This is a genomic window from Streptomyces sp. R21 (assembly GCF_041051975.1).
In the GTDB taxonomy this organism is placed as follows: domain Bacteria; phylum Actinomycetota; class Actinomycetes; order Streptomycetales; family Streptomycetaceae; genus Streptomyces.
Genome location: NZ_CP163435.1, coordinates 7,608,238 through 7,624,387, shown reverse-complemented (window position 1 = coordinate 7,624,387; position 16,150 = coordinate 7,608,238). Strand labels below are relative to the sequence as shown.

Sequence of the window (16,150 nt, the reverse complement as noted above, 5' to 3'; positions counted from 1 at the left end):
GGCGATCCGGGACCTGCTCGGCGCCGCGCCTTGATCCCCCGAGCCCCGGGAAATCGCCACAGATGAGCCATTGCGGCAACAGGTGTTGTCGGGACTTGGTCAACACGCTTCAATGCGGTGGAACTTGGGGCCGTCCATGGCGACGTATGCGCGTGACTGCTTCCCCGCACGCCGACCCGGCGGCCCCGAGGATCCGCTTCAACGGTCTGACCAGCCGTTGCGAACATTCACAGAAAGGCCCCTGCATGCGGCACGGCACACAGCACGCGGACGTCGCCACGGCGGAACTGGAGACGGCTCTGCGGGGCGGCCCCTTCCATGTCGCGTTGCGCGCCGCGATCACCGCGCGCGGGCTGCCCCTCCAGCGCGTGCAGCACCATCTGTCGCGGTACGGGGTCAAAGTCGGGGTGACGAGCCTGAGTTACTGGCAGCAGGGCGCCCGGCGCCCGCAGCGCCCCGAGTCGCTGCGCGCCGTGCGCGCCCTGGAGGAGATCCTTCAGCTCCCGGACGAGTCACTGATCCGACTGCTCGCCGAGGCCGACGAACACACCGGCCCGGATCGCCCCGGGGGCCGCTCCTACCGTGCCCACGTCGAGGCGTCCGGAGTACTGGAGCGGCTGCTCGCCGACTTGGAGTCGCCCGTCGACGGCGGCCTGCACACCATCGGCCACCATGAGGTCGTACGCATCGGCGGGCACCGCGAGCTGCTGGGGCGCGAATCGCACCACATCGTGCGCGCCCACCGGGACGGCGTGGACCGCTATGTGGCCGTGCACCACGGCGATCCGGGGTGCACTCCGGAGCGCGCGGCGGTGCGCGCGCTGGAGAACTGCCGTACGGGGCGGGTGCGTTGGCACCACGAGACCGGGATCCTGGTGGCGGAGCTGCTCTTCGACACGCGGTTGCGCGCAGGCGATACGTTCCTCTTCCGCTACGGGTTCGAGGACGGCACCGCCGGTGTGTCCAGTGAGTACGTCCGCGGGTTCGGCTTCGCAGGTGGGCAGTACGCGCTCCAGGTGCGGTTCGCCGAGGGGGCGGTGCCCGTGCGCTGTCACCGGTTCACCCAGCACTCGGCGGCGGCCCCCCGCAGCGGCCGCCAGGAGCTGCCCCTGAGCGGCCTGCACCGCTCGGTGCACCTGGTCGAGCCGCGGGTGCGGTCGGGGATCGTGGGGATCGGGTGGGACTGGGGCTGACCGCCCGCGGCGTCGCGCCCTGTCAGACCGCCGGACCCGCGACGATCGTGCCGCCCTTCACCTTCACGGACATCTCGTTCAACGGGACGGTGGCCGGCGTGTGCAGCACTTTGCCGGTCGTGGCGTCGAACTGGCTGCCGTGGCACGGGCAGGTGAGTGTCGTGCCCTCCAGCTTGTTGATGGGGCACCCGGCGTGCGTGCAGATGGTGCTGAACGCCTTCAGGGAGCCGTCCTCGGCCCGGCTGACCACCATGTTCTGATCCCGGTACAGCGTGGCGCCGCCCTTGGGGACCTCGCTCTCCGCGCCCAGTTCGACCGGTTCCGTCGGCAGCCCGTTGGTGGCTTCGCCGTTGTTGGAGCACGCGGTGAGAGCGAGCCCGGCGACCGGCGTGAGTGCCGCTCCTCGAAGGACGGTGCGACGACTCGCGGAGGAACGGCCGGACATGAGGTCTCCACTGCTCGGGGATCGGTGCATCATGCACGATACCGGCATGGATCACTCCGCCTCGAGGCGGCCCGGTGAGACCCACCAGAAAGACGTAAACGCTTACGTAAGCGTTTACGTCTGGAGCAGAATGAGATACGTTCCCGGCCATAGGACCCAGGGAGGGGAACGCGATGGCGACGATGGCCGACGTGGCGCGCACCGCCGGGGTGTCCGTCGCCACCGTCTCGCACGTACTGAACGACACGCGTCCGGTACGGCCGCACACGCGCCAGGCCGTCCTCGACGCCATCGACGAGCTCGGCTACACGCCCAACACGCTGGCCCGCTCGCTGGTCACCTCGCGCACGCGGTCCATCGGTCTCGCGGTCTCGGCGATCAGCAACCCGTACTTCACTGAGATCCTCCAGGGCGTCGAGACCGGCGCCCTGGAGCACGGCTACAGCCTGCTGATCGCCGATCCGCACGACGATCCCGAGCATGAGCACAAGGTCGTCCGGCTCCTGCACGAGCGGCGCGTCGACGGCATGATCGTCGCGCCCTCGGCGCAGCCGGACGCGCTCCTCGGCTATCTCGGGCAGCACGGGGTACCGACCGTGTTCCTGGACCGACTGGTCGATGCTCCCGGCGGTGCGGGTGCCGGGGCAGGTGCGGGAGCGGGTGCCGGTGCCGGTGCCGGTGCCGGTGCGACTGCCGGGGCGGGAGCGGGTATTGGGGCCGGGGCAGACGGCCCCTTCCGCTTCGATCAGGTCTGCACCGAGAACGCCGAGCCCGTCACCCGGCTGGTCACGCATCTCGCAGCACTCGGACACAAGCGCATCGGCCTGGTCGCGGGCCTGCCCGGGTTCAGCACCACGACCGAGCGGATCTCCGGCTACCGGATCGGCCTGGCGCACGCCGGACTGCCGTACGACGAACGGCTCGTGGTGCCGGGTGACTCCACGGCGGAGACCGCCGAGCGCGTCACCGGCGCCCTGCTGTCGCTCGCCGCGCCACCCACCGCGCTGGTCACCGCCAACAACGCAATGACCATCGGCGCGCTGCGTGCCCTGCGCGAGCGGGGCCTCGCCGTGCCGGACGACATCGCGCTGTGCTGCTTCGACGACTTCGCCTGGGCTGACCTGTTCGCACCCCGGCTGACCGCGATCTCCCAGCCCAGCAAGGAGATCGGGGCCGAGGCCGTCCGGCTGCTCCTGGACCGGCTGGCCGCACCGGAGCGCCCCGGCCGTACCGTGCGACTCCCGTGCGCCTTCGTCCACCGCACCTCGTGCGGCTGCGCGGAGAACACCGGGACCGGTCGCCAGGCCCCCGAAGACAGCAGACGTACTGAGAGCCGTGAGAAAGGACGCGTGTCGTGATCGTCGTCGCCGGTGAGGCCCTGATCGACCTGGTACCGCAGGGGGCGGGCGCGCTCGCGGGCCTGCTGCCGGCGCGCGGCGGCGGCCCCTACAACACGGCGGTGGCGCTGGGCCGCCTCGGCTCCCCCACCGCCTTCTGCTCCCGGATCTCCTGCGACGCCTTCGGCGACGCGCTGGTGGGCGGGCTGCGCGAGGCGGGCGTCGACGTGTCGCCGGTGCGGCGCGGCAGCGAGCCGACGACCCTGGCGGTAGCCATGGTCGGCACGGACGGCTCCGCCGCGTACTCCTTCTACGTCGAAGGCACGGCGGACCGCCTGTTCACGGCGCCGGACCGGCTCCCGGACGCCACTCGGGCGGTGTCCTTCGGCACCTGCTCGCTTGTCCTGGAGCCCGGCGCGAGCGCGTACGAGGAACTGATGCGGAGCGCGGCCGCACAAGGCGTGTTCACGGCGCTCGACCCGAACATCCGGGCGGGGCTGATCCCCGACGCGGACGCCTACCGGGCCAGGTTCAAGAGCTGGCTGCCGTCGGTGTCGCTGCTCAAGCTCTCCGAGGAGGACGCGCGCTGGCTGGGCGGCACCCCGGGCGAGTGGCTGGCGTCCGGCCCCTCCGCGGTCGTGGTCACCCGGGGCGGCGACGGGCTGACCGTCTTCACCCGGGACGGCGCCGAGTACGCGGTGCCGGGCGAGCCGGTCGACGTGGTGGACACGATCGGCGCGGGCGACACGGTGAACGCGGCCCTGCTGCACGGCCTGGCCGCCCGCGACGCCCTCTCCCCGGCGGCGGTGGCGGAGCTGGGCACCGAGGGCTGGACCGAACTGCTGCGGTTCGCCGCCCGTGCGGCGGCGATCACCTGCTCGCGGGCGGGCGCGGAACCGCCGTACGCCTACGAGCTGGCCTGAGTCGTACGCACGCGAGCGTATCTGAGTCGTATGCCCGCGGGCCTACCTGAGTCGTACGCGTGCGGGCCCGCCCCGGCGGTCAGCCCGTGACCGCGCGCAGGGCCCCGGGCTTGCGGCCGTTGAGGCGGTCCAGGGCGGTGGCCGTGGCGTCGTCCGCGGGGAGCTTGACGACCAGACGCTGGCCGTCGTCGGGGAGCGCGAGGGTCTCGAACGCGAGGTACAGCGAGCCGGCCTCGGGGTGTACGAGGATCTGGGTTCCCGCACGCCGGGGCATGACCGGGACGGCGTCGAGCCGGTCCTTGAACACGGCTCCCGCGGTCACGGTCAACTCGTCGGCGAACGCGGCGACATGAGGGTCGTGCAGCGAGGCCTCGTGCCTGAGCAGGGCGACCTGTTCGTCGGCCACGCGGTCCCAGTCCTGGAAGACGCTGCGCGCCCGCTCGTCGGTGAACACGAAGCGGGTGATGTTGGGGTGCCTGCCGTCGAGCAGGCCGAGTGGCCTGGCGAGCCGTTCATAGCCGGTGGTGTACGCGACGATGTCGCCGATCCAGTTGAGCAGTACGGCGGGTGTGGGCTCGAGGCGGTCGAGGAGGGCCTGCACGGAGGGGCGCACCGTACGCGTGGGCGCCACCGCCGATGCGCAGAACACCTTGTCGTCCCCGGATTCCTTCACCAGGCGGCGCATCAGGAAGCGATCCGTCACCGGCAGCCGCAGCGCGTCTCCGAGGGCGCCGAGCACCTGGGGCGACGGATTGCGGTCACGGCCCTGTTCGAGGCGCGTGAGGTACTCGACGCTGATGCCCGCCAGCGTGGCCAGCTCCGAGCGCCGCAGTCCCGGCGTGCGACGGCGGGGCCCGGTGGGCAGTCCGACCTCGGCGGGTGTGACGGCTTCACGACGGGTGCGCAGAAAGGTGCCCAGTTCGTTGTCGCTCACCTCAAGAACGTACCAACAGGCGCGGACCGGATCGTGGCCCTGTCACTACCAGCCTCAGCCCGGTCTCCCTCTCGTGCCCCGAGGCTCGCAGGGTGGGGTCATGACACCTCACAACTCCCCTTCCGCAGCCGCTTCTTCGGCCGAAGAGCTGCCCCTTCTCCCTGGCGACTGGGAGCTCGACCCGTTCCACTCCGCCGTGAACTTCACCATCCGCCATCTCGGGATCGCCAAGGTGCGCGGCCGCTTCGGCGAGGTGAAGGCCGCGTTGTACGTCGGTGAGAGCGCCGACGACATCAAGGTGAGCGCCGACATCGGCCTGGCCTCCATCGACACCGGCAACGCCGACCGCGACGCTCATGTCCGCTCTCCCGAGCTGCTCGATGTCGCCCGGCGCCCGACCATGGCCTTCCGCTCGACGCGGGTGTCGGGCAAGGGCGAGGACTGGGCGATGGAGGGCGAGTTGACCATCGGCGACGTGACGCAACCGGTGACCTTCGCCGTCGAGTTCGGGGGTGTGGTGGACTCCGTCGCCGACAACCGGAAGCACGCGGGGTTCGAGGCGACGGGCGAGATCCGGCGCAGCGACTTCGGTCTGGACTTCGGGGCCGGGCTCCTCGGCGATGTCGTCAAGATCCAGCTGGACATGCAGTTCGTCGAGCCGCAGGGGCAGGGCGGCTGACTGTGCAACGGGCGGCGCCCCACGGGCAGTTCCCGTGGGGCGCCGTATTGCGTCGAAGGTGTCTGACTTCTTCGCGGCCTTGCGGCCCTGCCCTTGTCAGGCCTTGCGCGTCCGCGTCGTGGTCTTCTTCGCGGGGGTCGCCTTCTTGGCTGCGGCCGTCTTTGCGGTGGCCGTCTTGGTGGCAGCCGTCTTCTTTGTGGCTGCGGCCGCCTTCTTGGTCGCGGTGCTGTCGACTGCCTTCGTGGTCGTCTTCTTCGCCGCCGACGCGGACTTGGCCGCCACCGTCTTCTTGGCGGTCGTCTTACGCGCGGCCTTCATCGGAGGAGCGGCGTCGCTGATGCGGTCGGCGCCCAGGATCTCGCGCAGGAACTTGCCCGTGTGGCTGGCCGGCACCCCGGCGACCTGCTCGGGCGTGCCCTCCGCGATGACGAGACCGCCGCCGTTGCCACCCTCGGGGCCCATGTCGACGACCCAGTCGGCGGTCTTGATGACGTCCAGGTTGTGCTCGATGACGATGACCGTGTTGCCCTTGTCGACCAGGCCGGACAGCACCGTGATGAGCTTGCTGATGTCCTCGAAGTGCAGACCGGTGGTCGGCTCGTCGAGGACGTACACCGTGCGTCCCGTGGAGCGCTTCTGCAACTCGCTGGCGAGCTTGACGCGCTGCGCCTCACCGCCGGACAGCGTCGGCGCGGACTGGCCGAGCCGGACGTAGCCGAGGCCGACGTCGTTGAGCGTCCTGAGGTGGCGGGCGATGGCGGGCACGGCCTCGAAGAAGTCGAGCGCCTCCTCGATGGGCATGTCGAGGACCTCGGAGATGGACTTGCCCTTGTAGTGGACCTCCAGGGTCTCCCGGTTGTAGCGCGCCCCGTGGCAGACCTCGCAGGGGACGTACACGTCCGGCAGGAAGTTCATCTCGATCTTGATGGTGCCGTCGCCGGAGCAGTTCTCGCAGCGGCCGCCCTTGACGTTGAAGGAGAAGCGGCCGGGCAGATAGCCCCGCACCTTCGCCTCGGTCGTCTCGGCGAACAGCCTGCGGACGTGGTCGAAGACTCCGGTGTACGTCGCCGGGTTCGAGCGGGGCGTGCGGCCGATGGGCGACTGGTCGACATGAACGACCTTGTCGACGAGGTCGTCGCCCTCCACGCGCGTGTGCCGCCCGGGAACGTTCCGCGCACCGTTCAGCTCGCGGGCCAGGTGCGTGTACAGGATGTCGTTGACCAGCGTCGACTTGCCGGAGCCGGAGACGCCGGTGACGGCCGTGAGGACGCCCAGCGGGAAGGAGACGTCGATGTCCTGGAGGTTGTTCTCCCGGGCGCCGTGCACCGTGAGCTTGCGGCCCGGGTCGGCGGGGCGGCGGATGTCCGGGGTCCCGATCTCCCTCTTGCGCGACAGGTACTGGCCCGTGATCGACTCGGGGTTGGCGAGCAGCTCCTTCAAGGGGCCGCTGTGCACGACCTTGCCGCCGTGCTCACCGGCGCCCGGACCGATGTCCACGACCCAGTCGGCGACCTTGATGGTGTCCTCGTCGTGCTCGACGACGATGAGCGTGTTGCCCATGTCGCGCAGCCGTACGAGGGTCTCGATCAGCCGGTGGTTGTCGCGCTGGTGCAGACCGATGGAGGGCTCGTCGAGGACGTACAGCACGCCGACGAGTCCGGAGCCGATCTGCGTGGCCAGTCGGATGCGCTGGGCCTCGCCGCCGGAGAGCGTGCCGGCCGCGCGGTTCAGCGAGAGGTAGTCCAGGCCGACGTCGACCAGGAAGCGCAGCCGTTCGTTGACCTCCTTGAGCACCCGTTCGGCGATCTTCTTGTCACGGGCGTTGAGCTTCAGCTCGCCCAGGAAGTCCGCGCAGTCGCTGATCGACATCGCCGAGACCTCGGCGATCGACTTCTCCATGACGGTGACCGCGAGGACGAGCGGCTTCAGGCGCGTGCCCTCACAGGTGGGGCAGGGCACCTCGCGCATATAGCCCTCGAAGCGCTCGCGGCTGGCGTCGCTCTCGGCCTCGCCGTGCCGCCGCTTGACGAAGGGGACGGCTCCTTCGAAGCCCGTGGTGTAGACCCGCTCGCGCCCGTACCGGTTGCGGTAGCGGACCTCGATCTGCGTCTTGTGGCCGTAGAGCAGGGCCTTCTTGGCGCGCTGCGGGAGGCCTGCGAAGGGGATGTCGGTCCGGAATCCCAGCGCGTCGGCGAGTGCGCCGATGAGCCGCCCGAAGTAGTCCTTGGTGTGCCCGTGCGACCAGGGGTGGATGGCGCCCTCGTCGAGGGACTTGTCCTCGTCAGGGACGATCAGCTCGGCGTCGACCTCCATGCGGGTGCCGATGCCGGTGCACTCGGGGCAGGCGCCGAAGGGCGAGTTGAAGGAGAAGGAGCGGGGCTCCAGCTCCTCGAAGGACAGGTCGTCGTACGGGCAGTACAGGTGCTCCGAGTACATGCGCTCGCGCTCGGGGTCGTCGGCCGGCAGGTCGACGAAGTCGAGGACGACCATGCCGCCGGAGAGCCCGAGGGCGGTCTCCACGGAGTCGGTGAGGCGGCGCTTGGCGCCGTCCTTCACGGTGAGGCGGTCGACGACCACCTCGATGGTGTGCTTCTCCTGCTTCTTCAGCGTGGGCGGCTCGGTGAGCTGGATCGTCTCGCCGTCGACCCGGGCCCTGCTGTACCCCTTGGTCTGGAGGTCGGCGAACAGGTCCACGAACTCGCCCTTGCGCTCGCGCACCAGCGGCGACAGCACCTGGAAGCGGCTGCCCTCGGGCAGCTCCAGGACCTTGTCGACGATGGCCTGCGGCGACTGGCGGGTGATCGGACGGCCGCACTCGGGGCAGTGTGGCTTGCCGATGCGCGCGAAGAGCAGGCGGAGGTAGTCGTAGACCTCGGTGATGGTGCCGACCGTCGAGCGCGGGTTGCGCGAGGTCGACTTCTGGTCGATGGAGACCGCCGGGGAGAGACCCTCGATGAAGTCCACATCCGGCTTGTCCATCTGGCCGAGGAACTGCCGGGCGTACGACGAGAGCGACTCGACGTAGCGCCGCTGCCCCTCGGCGAAGATCGTGTCGAAGGCCAGCGAGGACTTGCCCGACCCCGACAGGCCCGTGAAGACGATGAGCGAGTCGCGCGGGAGGTCGAGCGAGACATTCTTCAGATTGTGCTCGCGCGCTCCACGGACGATGAGACGGTCGGCCACGCCGGTCCGCACCTTTCTTGAGAGAAGTGACAGGGGCGAGGCCCCCGTCGATTCCAGACTAGGGGGAGCCACTGACAGCGCCGGTCGGGTTTCCCTGGTTCACAACAATCCCGGGCTCTCCAGCATGCCCGACGCCGCGCCCGAGCCTATAGCACGCACATTCGATTTACGGCGATGGCCGACCACCTTCACCCAAACGTGTGGCGGGACTAGGGTCGGCCTCATGATTGATCATGTGCGCGACCTGGCGTCTGTACGTGACGCGACCGAACGGCTGCTCACCGCAGCCGCCAAACTGGACAACGCTTCCGTGGCCGAGCCGTCACGGCTTCCCGGCTGGAGCCGCGGCCATGTGCTCGCCCACCTCGCCCGCAACGCGGACGCGCTCGTGAACGTGCTCGCCGGGCGCCCCATGTACTCCTCCGCCGAGGTGCGGGACACCGACATCGAGCGGGACGCGCCGCGCCCCCTGGACGTACAGCTCACGGACGTACGCGAGAGCGCGGCCCGCTTCCAGGACACGGGGGCCGAGCCCGCGGACTGGTCGCGGACGGTGGAGCTGCGCAACGGGGTCACGGACTCCGCGTCCCGGGTGCCGTTCCGGCGGTGGGTCGAGGTGGAGCTGCACCATGTCGATCTCGGGATCGGGTACGAGCTGGAGGACCTTCCGGAGGAGTTCGTGGAGCGGGAGATCGCGTTTCTCGCCGACCGCTTCTCCGGGCACCCCGATGTGCCGCCCACCCGGATCACGGACCACGCGCGCGCGTGGAGCACCGGTCGCGCCGCCGAGGACGGCTTCGACATCACCGTGACCGGTCCCGCACCCGACCTGCTCGGCTGGCTCTCCGGCCGCCGCGACGGCTCGGCGCTGAGCACCTCCGGCGGGCCGCTGCCGGCGCTCCCTCCGCTATAGGCTGGCCGTCATGACGTACAGCGGAGCGGTGAAGGTCGGCGGTCCGGCCGATGTGCACGAGCTGCAGGATCTGATGATCTCCAAGGTCGCGGTCGGCCCGATGGACAACAACGCCTATCTGCTGCGCTGCCGGGCCACCGACGAGCAGCTGCTGATCGACGCGGCCAACGACGCCTCGACCCTGCTCTCGCTGATCGGTGACGACGGCATCGCGTCCGTCGTCACCACGCATCAGCACGGCGACCACTGGCAGGCGCTCGCGGAGGTCGTCGCGGCCACCGGTGCGCGCACCTACGCGGGCCGGGACGACGCCGAGGGCATCCCGGTGCCGACCGACGTACCCGTCCAGGACGGCGACACGATCCGGGTGGGGCGCGTCGAGCTGACGGCGCGCCATCTGGTGGGCCACACGCCGGGCTCCATCGCCCTGGTCTACGACGACCCGCACGGGCACCCTCATGTGTTCACGGGGGACTGTCTGTTCCCGGGTGGTGTGGGCAACACACGCAAGGACCCGAAGGCGTTCGCCAGTCTCATCCACGACGTCGAGACGAAGATCTTCGGCGAGCTGCCGGACGAGACCTGGGTCTATCCGGGCCACGGCAACGACACGACGCTGGGCGCGGAGCGGCCGCATCTGCCGGAGTGGCACGCGCGGGGTTGGTGAGTCACGCCCCGCGCACAGCTGGGTGTTGTGCGCGGGGGGCTGATGAGGCGTCGCGCGCCCGGCGCGCACTCCCCCACCACGCACGCCGTCACGCGCCCCGTGTGAACCGAGCGCACGCGCCGGTGTCATGCGCGCGCTCCCGGCGCCTACATTGGCGCAGTCCACTGGAGGTAGCCCCGCACAGGAAGACGGCTCCTGCGCGGAACGGGCCGCCGGCCTTCCGATCCCCGCCCTCGGCCGGCGGCCCCGGCGCACCTCTCAGCCGGTGTTCACAAGAACGCAACACCCGTTCCCACTATGCGGACAGTTGCGCCCGTGACCTCGACAAACAGGAGGGTGCACTGCCACTCTCCCGCCATGCACATTGCCAGAAGCGCCCTGCGCCGCGCCGTCTCCGCCGCCACTGTCGCTCTGCTCGCCACCGCGGTCGGCTGCGCTCCGCAGCCGTCGACGACGGCATCGGGCAAAGCCTCCGCTTCCGGCAAGCAGACCTGCGCGAAGAGCACGTTGGGCACGCAGGCGTCCGGCAAGCTGACGATCGCGACCGACGAGCCCGCGTACGAGCCGTGGTTCAAGGACGACAAGCCGGCCAGCGGCAAGGGGTTCGAGTCAGCGGTCGCGTATGCCGTGGCCAAGCAGTTGGGCTACGCCAAGAGCGATGTCGTCTGGCAGAGCATCCCCTTCAACAAGGCCTTCGCGCCCGGTGAGAAGACCTTCGACTTCGACATCAATCAGGTGTCGATCAGCGCCGAGCGCAAGAAGGCCGTGGACTTCTCGTCCGGCTACTACGACGTGCGCCAGGCCGTCATCGCGCTGAAGGGCTCCAAGGCCGCGAAGGCGACGAGCATCGCGGACCTCAAGGGCCTGAAGCTGGGCGCCCAGGTGGGCACCACCAGCCTCGACTACATCAGCGACGTGGTGAAGCCCACTCAGGAGGCCGCCGCGTACGCCAAGAACGACCAGGCCAAGGCCGCGCTGAAGAACGGCCAGGTCGACGCCATCGTCACCGACCTGCCGACCGCCTTCTACATCACGGCGGCCGAGGTGACGAACGCGAAGATCGTCGGGCAGTTCGAGAACCAGGGCGGCACGCCCGAGCAGTTCGGGCTCGTACTCGACAAGGGCAGCGCGCTCACCTCCTGCGTGACGGGCGCCGTGGACGCCCTGCGCAAGGACGGCACGCTCGCGAAGATCGAGACGCAGTGGCTCTCGGACGCCGTCGACGCCCCGGTGCTCAAGTGACCGTGACGAAGCAGGAGTCCGGCCAGGAGGGCGCGGACGACAACGGTGACATGCCCGGCGCGGGCGACGGCTACATCCCCTCGGCGCGGCGGCTCGAACGCGAGCGCTACAAGAGCAGCCGTGCCCGCCGCGCCACCGCGATCGCGGCGCTGTCCACCCTCGTCACGGGCCTTGTCCTCTACTTCGTCGTGGTCAACGCACCCGGCTGGCAGGTGACCAAGGAGACGTTCTTCAGCGGCCAGTACGCGCGCGAGGCGTTCCCCAAGGTCCTCAAGGGGCTGTGGCTGAACATCCGGCTGCTGCTGGTGTGCGGCGCCGCCGTCATCGTCCTGGGCATGCTGATCGCCATCGCCCGCACGCTGCGCGGCCCGGTGTTCTTTCCGCTCCGGGTACTGGCGGCCGCGTACACCGACTTCTTCCGCGGGCTCCCGCTGATCATCAACCTGATCATCGTCGTTCTGGGGGTTCCCGCGCTGCGGCTGCAGGGCGTCACCGTCGACCCGGTGCTGCTCGGCGGCACGGCGCTGACGCTGACGTATTCGGCGTACGTCGCCGAGGTGTTCCGCGCCGGCATCGAGTCCGTCCACCCCTCGCAGCGTGCGGCGGCCCGCTCGCTGGGTCTCAGCAACCGGCAGTCGCTGCGCTACGTAGTGCTGCCTCAGGCCGTACGGCGCCAGGTGCCGCCGCTGCTCAACGACCTGGTGTCGCTCCAGAAGGACACCGGGCTCGTGTCGATCGGCGGCGCGATCGACGCCGTACGCGCGGCCGACATCATCGAGGGCCGCAGCCTCAACTTCACTCCGTACATCGTCGCGGGCCTGCTCTTCGTGGCGCTGACCATCCCGATGACCCGCTTCACGGACTGGGTCACGGCCCGCATGGACCGCCGGCGGGCTCAGGGAGGGACCATATGACCGCCACCCCCGACGCCTCCCCCGTCCTGCGGATGGAGTCCGTCCGTAAGACCTTCGGCAGCTCCGTCGTGCTGCGGGACGTCGATCTGGAGGTCGCCCCGCACACGGTGACCGCGCTGATCGGTGCCTCCGGGTCCGGCAAGTCGACGCTGCTTCGCTGCACGAACCTCCTGGAGGAGATCGACGACGGCGCGATCTGGCTGGACGGCGAGGAGATCACCGACCCGCGTGCCGACCAAGATGCGGTGCGCCGCCGGATCGGCGTGGTCTTCCAGGCGTACAACCTCTTTCCGCACATGACCGTCCTGGAGAACATCACCCTCGCGCCGCGCCGCGTGCACGGCGTGGACCGGGCGGACGCGGAAGCGCACGCGGTTGAGCTGCTGGAGCGGCTCGGACTCGGCGCCAAGGCGGGCGAGTACCCGGACCGGCTCAGCGGCGGCCAGCAGCAACGGGCGGCCATCGTCCGCGCCTTGGCCGTACGGCCCCGGCTGCTGCTCCTGGACGAGATCACCGCGGCCCTCGATCCGGAGCTCGTGGGCGAGGTCCTCACCGTCGTCCGGGACCTGAAGGACGACGGCATGACGATGGTGCTGGCCACGCACGAGATGGGCTTCGCCCGCGAGGTCGCCGACCAGGTCTGCTTCCTGGACGGCGGCACCGTGCTGGAGCGCGGCACGGCCGAGCAGGTCTTCGGCGACCCGCGCGAGGAGCGCACCCGGCAGTTCCTGCGGCGCATCGTGGAGGCGGGCCGCCTCTGAACCGGGCCCGGCCGACGGGGGCCCTGCGATCCCCGCTCGGCCGGTACGGGTCGCCTAGGCGTCCGCCTGCCCCGCCCCCGCCAGCGCGGCCACCCGCTCCACCGCGAACGCGTACCCCTGCACACCGCACCCCGCGATGACGCCGTCGGCGCGCAGCGAGACGTACGAGTGGTGCCGGAACTCCTCGCGCTGGTGGATGTTGGAGATGTGGACCTCCACCACAGGAAGGCCGTCGCAGGTGTTGAGCGCATCCAGGATGGCGACGGACGTGTGCGAGTAGGCGGCCGGATTGATCACGATGCCGGCGTGGTTCAGGCGCGCTTCGTGGATCCAGTCCACCAACTCGCCCTCGTGGTTGGACTGGCGGAAGTCCACCGTGCCGCCGTGCGCGGCCGCCGCCTTGGCGCACAGCGCCTCGACGTCGGCGAGCGTGTCGGAGCCATAGATCTCCGGCTGACGCTGCCCGAGCAGGTTCAGGTTGGGCCCGTTGAGAATCATGATCGGGGCGTTGGCGAGGGTGCGGGGCACGGTTCCTCCGGTCCTTCAGGTCTGCCGGCCCGTCGAGGACCGCTGCTCAGACCCGGTTTATCACGGTGCGCCGGCGCGACGACGGGCCGTACCCTCCCGCCATGACCACACCGTCGGACCCTGCGCCGTGCCTTCCGTCGTATCCGCCCAAGCCCTCACCCGGCGACCGCATAGCCGTGCTCTCGCCGTCCTCGGGGCTTCCGGGGCTCCTGCCGCTCCCCTACGAACTGGGCCTGGAACGGCTGCGCAAGGAGTACGGCCTCGAACCGGTCGAGTATCCGACGACCCGGAAAATGGGTGCGACGCCGCGGGAACGGGCCGACGACATCCACGCGGCGTTCGCCGACCCCACGGTCAAGGCCGTGATCGCCTCGATCGGCGGCGACGACCAGATCACCGTACTGCCGCTGCTGGACCGGGAGTTGATCCGCGCGAACCCGAAGCTGACGGCCGAGTCGCTGCGGGCCGCGCTCTTCACGTCCGGACCTTACGAACTGCGGCCCGCCGAGCGCTTCGGGGACGTCAACCGTCCCTGGCAGGACCCGGCGACCTTCGACTCGGAGCCCGCGACGGAACCGGGCGGCGGCTGGATCTGGCACCGCCCCGACCGCGTGGTCGAGGCGCGCTCCTGGGGCGGCAACATCGAGATCCTGTCGTGGCTGCTGATGGCGGACCGCGAGATCGCGCACGACACTTCCGTGTACGACGGCCAGGTGCTGTTCCTGGAGACCTCGGAGGACATGCCGAGCGCCAACGACGTCTTCTGGATCCTGCGCAGCATGGGCGAGCGCGGACTGCTGCAACGCTTCCCCGCCCTCTTGATGGGGCGCGCGAAGGCATGGTCCTTCGAACGCCCCAACGACGCCGAGGCGAAGGCGCGTTACGCGCGGGAGCAGCGCGAGGCCGTCCTCAAGGCCCTCGGCATGTATGCCCCAGAGATGATGGTTGTCTTCGATGTGGACTTCGGTCACACCGATCCGCAACTGGTCATCCCCTACGGCGGCACGGTGCGCGCCGACGGTCCCGCGCGGCGCATCACCGTCACCTACTGACTCGGCGTACGCCCCCGCACGCCCCGTAACCGGCGGTCACCGTGGGTAGTTGACGCGGCATGCACGACGTACGCTCCGTAAGGGCGCCTTCCATGCTCCGGCTCGCGGCGGCCTCGCTCGCCGGGACGGCCATCGAGTTCTACGACTTCTTCGTCTACGGGACGGCGGCCGCGCTGGTCCTGGGGCCGCTGTTCTTCCCGACGTTCTCGCCGCTGGCGGGGACGCTGGCGGCCTTCGGGACGTTCGGCGTCGGGTTCGTCGCGCGCCCGCTCGGGTCGGTGCTCTTCGGGCACCTCGGGGATCGGCGCGGGCGGCGGCCGGTCCTGGTCGCTTCGCTGTTGCTGACCGGTGCGGCGACCGTCGCGGTCGGCTGTGTGCCGACGTACGACACGATTGGTACAGCCGCTCCCGTGCTCCTTCTTGTGCTGCGTTTTGTGCAGGGGCTCGGGCTCGGCGGGGAGTGGGGCGGGGCGGTGCTGCTGACGGCGGAGCACGCGCCCGCCGGGCGGCGCGGCCTGTGGTCGAGCTTTCCGCAGATCGGCCCCTCGCTGGGGTTCGTGCTGGCCAACGGCGTGATGCTGGCGCTGTCCGCCGGTCTGTCCGACGCGCAGTTCGCGGCGTGGGGGTGGCGGGTGCCGTTCTGGGCGGCGGGAGTGCTCGCGGCCGCGGGGCTGTGGCTGCGCAGTTCGCTCGCGGAGAGTCCGCGGTTTCTCGAAATGCGGGAGCACGCGCGTGTGCCACTCGCCGAGGTGGTGCGTGACCACTGGCGGCTGGTGCTGCTGACGGCCGGTGGACTCGCGGTCGGGTACGCGGTGTTCTACGCCGTGACGACCTGGGCGCTCGCCTACGGCGTCGAGCGGCTCGGTGTGAGCCGTACCGTCATGCTGGGCTGCATCATGGCCGCGGTGGTGGTGAAGGGGTCCCTGACGCCGCTGGTGGCGGTGCTCAGCGACCGTTACGGGCGGCGGCCACTGTGTCTGGCGGGCTGTGCGGCCGCCGCGCTGTGGATGTTCCCGATGATCGCGCTGCTGTCGACCGGTGAGCCGCTGCTGATGTTTCTCGGCTTCGTGGTGGCGCTGCTCGCGTTCATCACCATGTTCGCCGTGATCGCCGCCTGTCTGCCGGAGTTGTACGAGCCCCGGGTGCGCTGCACGGGCGCCGCGGTGGGTTACAACCTGGGCGGGGTGCTCGGGGGCGCGCTCACGCCGATCGTGGCGACTGCGGTGGCGCACGGGGAGCGGGTCCCCTGGGGTGTGGCCGCGTATCTGACGGGGATCGCCCTGCTCAGCCTCGGGTGCTTCGCGTTGCTGCCGGAGACGCTCCCGGTGCGGCGGCTGGCGGTGGCACCGGCCACGGACTGACCGGCGTGACCGGCGGTG

Annotated in this window: 15 protein-coding genes; 11 read left to right on the top strand and 4 right to left on the bottom strand. The window is 70.4% G+C overall.

Annotated elements, in window-relative coordinates; genetic code table 11:
- Positions 1 to 245: 245 nt before the first annotated feature.
- The gene (locus AB5J56_RS33865; RefSeq protein WP_369238333.1) at positions 246 to 1,193 is read left to right on the top strand and encodes a hypothetical protein; all 948 of its coding nucleotides are present in this window, start codon (positions 246 to 248) and stop codon (positions 1,191 to 1,193) included.
- A 22-nt stretch (positions 1,194 to 1,215) separates the two neighbouring features.
- Here AB5J56_RS33865 and AB5J56_RS33860 read toward each other — a convergent pair whose 3' ends face one another.
- A complete protein-coding gene (locus tag AB5J56_RS33860) occupies positions 1,216 to 1,638 on the bottom strand; it encodes a Rieske (2Fe-2S) protein (protein WP_369238331.1) in 423 nt (140 codons plus the stop codon).
- A gap of 173 nt (positions 1,639 to 1,811) precedes the next feature.
- Here AB5J56_RS33860 and AB5J56_RS33855 point away from each other — a divergent pair, with 173 nt between their 5' ends.
- Positions 1,812 to 2,996 (top strand): LacI family DNA-binding transcriptional regulator, encoded by a 1,185-nt coding sequence (locus tag AB5J56_RS33855; protein ID WP_369238329.1) that lies wholly within the window; start codon positions 1,812 to 1,814, stop codon positions 2,994 to 2,996.
- Complete coding sequence (locus tag AB5J56_RS33850) at positions 2,993 to 3,898, top strand: carbohydrate kinase (RefSeq protein ID WP_369238327.1); 906 nt, start codon at positions 2,993 to 2,995, stop codon at positions 3,896 to 3,898. Before AB5J56_RS33855 ends, AB5J56_RS33850 begins: the two co-directional genes overlap by 4 nt.
- A 79-nt stretch (positions 3,899 to 3,977) precedes the next feature.
- Here AB5J56_RS33850 and AB5J56_RS33845 read toward each other — a convergent pair whose 3' ends face one another.
- On the bottom strand, positions 3,978 to 4,832 hold the full coding sequence (locus AB5J56_RS33845) for a helix-turn-helix domain-containing protein (protein ID WP_369238325.1): 855 nt from the start codon (positions 4,830 to 4,832) through the stop codon (positions 3,978 to 3,980).
- Positions 4,833 to 4,932: 100 nt separating this feature from the next.
- On the opposite strand from AB5J56_RS33845, the gene AB5J56_RS33840 reads away from it, so the two are divergent.
- Positions 4,933 to 5,511: a YceI family protein gene (locus AB5J56_RS33840; RefSeq protein ID WP_369238323.1), complete on the top strand. Its 579-nt coding sequence runs from the start codon at positions 4,933 to 4,935 to the stop codon at positions 5,509 to 5,511.
- 96 nt (positions 5,512 to 5,607) lie between these two features.
- On the opposite strand, the gene uvrA is transcribed toward AB5J56_RS33840, so the two are convergent.
- Positions 5,608 to 8,694 (bottom strand): excinuclease ABC subunit UvrA, encoded by a 3,087-nt coding sequence (gene uvrA, locus AB5J56_RS33835; protein WP_369238321.1) that lies wholly within the window; start codon positions 8,692 to 8,694, stop codon positions 5,608 to 5,610.
- A gap of 223 nt (positions 8,695 to 8,917) precedes the next feature.
- Here uvrA and AB5J56_RS33830 point away from each other — a divergent pair, with 223 nt between their 5' ends.
- From AB5J56_RS33830 to AB5J56_RS33810, 5 genes are all read left to right on the top strand, one after another.
- A complete protein-coding gene (locus AB5J56_RS33830; protein WP_369238319.1) occupies positions 8,918 to 9,607 on the top strand; it encodes a maleylpyruvate isomerase family mycothiol-dependent enzyme in 690 nt (229 codons plus the stop codon).
- A gap of 10 nt (positions 9,608 to 9,617) precedes the next feature.
- The gene (locus AB5J56_RS33825; protein WP_369238317.1) at positions 9,618 to 10,274 is read left to right on the top strand and encodes an MBL fold metallo-hydrolase; all 657 of its coding nucleotides are present in this window, start codon (positions 9,618 to 9,620) and stop codon (positions 10,272 to 10,274) included.
- A gap of 357 nt (positions 10,275 to 10,631) precedes the next feature.
- On the top strand, positions 10,632 to 11,516 hold the full coding sequence (locus tag AB5J56_RS33820; RefSeq protein WP_369238315.1) for an ABC transporter substrate-binding protein: 885 nt from the start codon (positions 10,632 to 10,634) through the stop codon (positions 11,514 to 11,516).
- Entirely contained in the window at positions 11,513 to 12,430 is a 918-nt protein-coding gene (locus AB5J56_RS33815; protein WP_369238313.1) for an amino acid ABC transporter permease, read from the top strand. Before AB5J56_RS33820 ends, AB5J56_RS33815 begins: the two co-directional genes overlap by 4 nt.
- Positions 12,427 to 13,191, top strand: coding sequence for an amino acid ABC transporter ATP-binding protein (locus AB5J56_RS33810; protein ID WP_369238311.1), 765 nt, complete (start codon positions 12,427 to 12,429; stop codon positions 13,189 to 13,191). The genes AB5J56_RS33815 and AB5J56_RS33810 overlap by 4 nt, the downstream gene beginning before the upstream one ends.
- A 54-nt stretch (positions 13,192 to 13,245) precedes the next feature.
- Here AB5J56_RS33810 and aroQ read toward each other — a convergent pair whose 3' ends face one another.
- The gene (gene aroQ, locus AB5J56_RS33805) at positions 13,246 to 13,719 is read right to left on the bottom strand and encodes a type II 3-dehydroquinate dehydratase (RefSeq protein WP_369238309.1); all 474 of its coding nucleotides are present in this window, start codon (positions 13,717 to 13,719) and stop codon (positions 13,246 to 13,248) included.
- Positions 13,720 to 13,820: 101 nt separating this feature from the next.
- Here aroQ and AB5J56_RS33800 point away from each other — a divergent pair, with 101 nt between their 5' ends.
- Both AB5J56_RS33800 and AB5J56_RS33795 read left to right on the top strand, forming a co-directional pair.
- Positions 13,821 to 14,771, top strand: coding sequence for a S66 peptidase family protein (locus tag AB5J56_RS33800; protein WP_369238307.1), 951 nt, complete (start codon positions 13,821 to 13,823; stop codon positions 14,769 to 14,771).
- Positions 14,772 to 14,863: 92 nt separating this feature from the next.
- Positions 14,864 to 16,132 (top strand): MFS transporter, encoded by a 1,269-nt coding sequence (locus AB5J56_RS33795; protein WP_369238305.1) that lies wholly within the window; start codon positions 14,864 to 14,866, stop codon positions 16,130 to 16,132.
- The last annotated feature ends 18 nt before the right edge of the window (positions 16,133 to 16,150 follow it).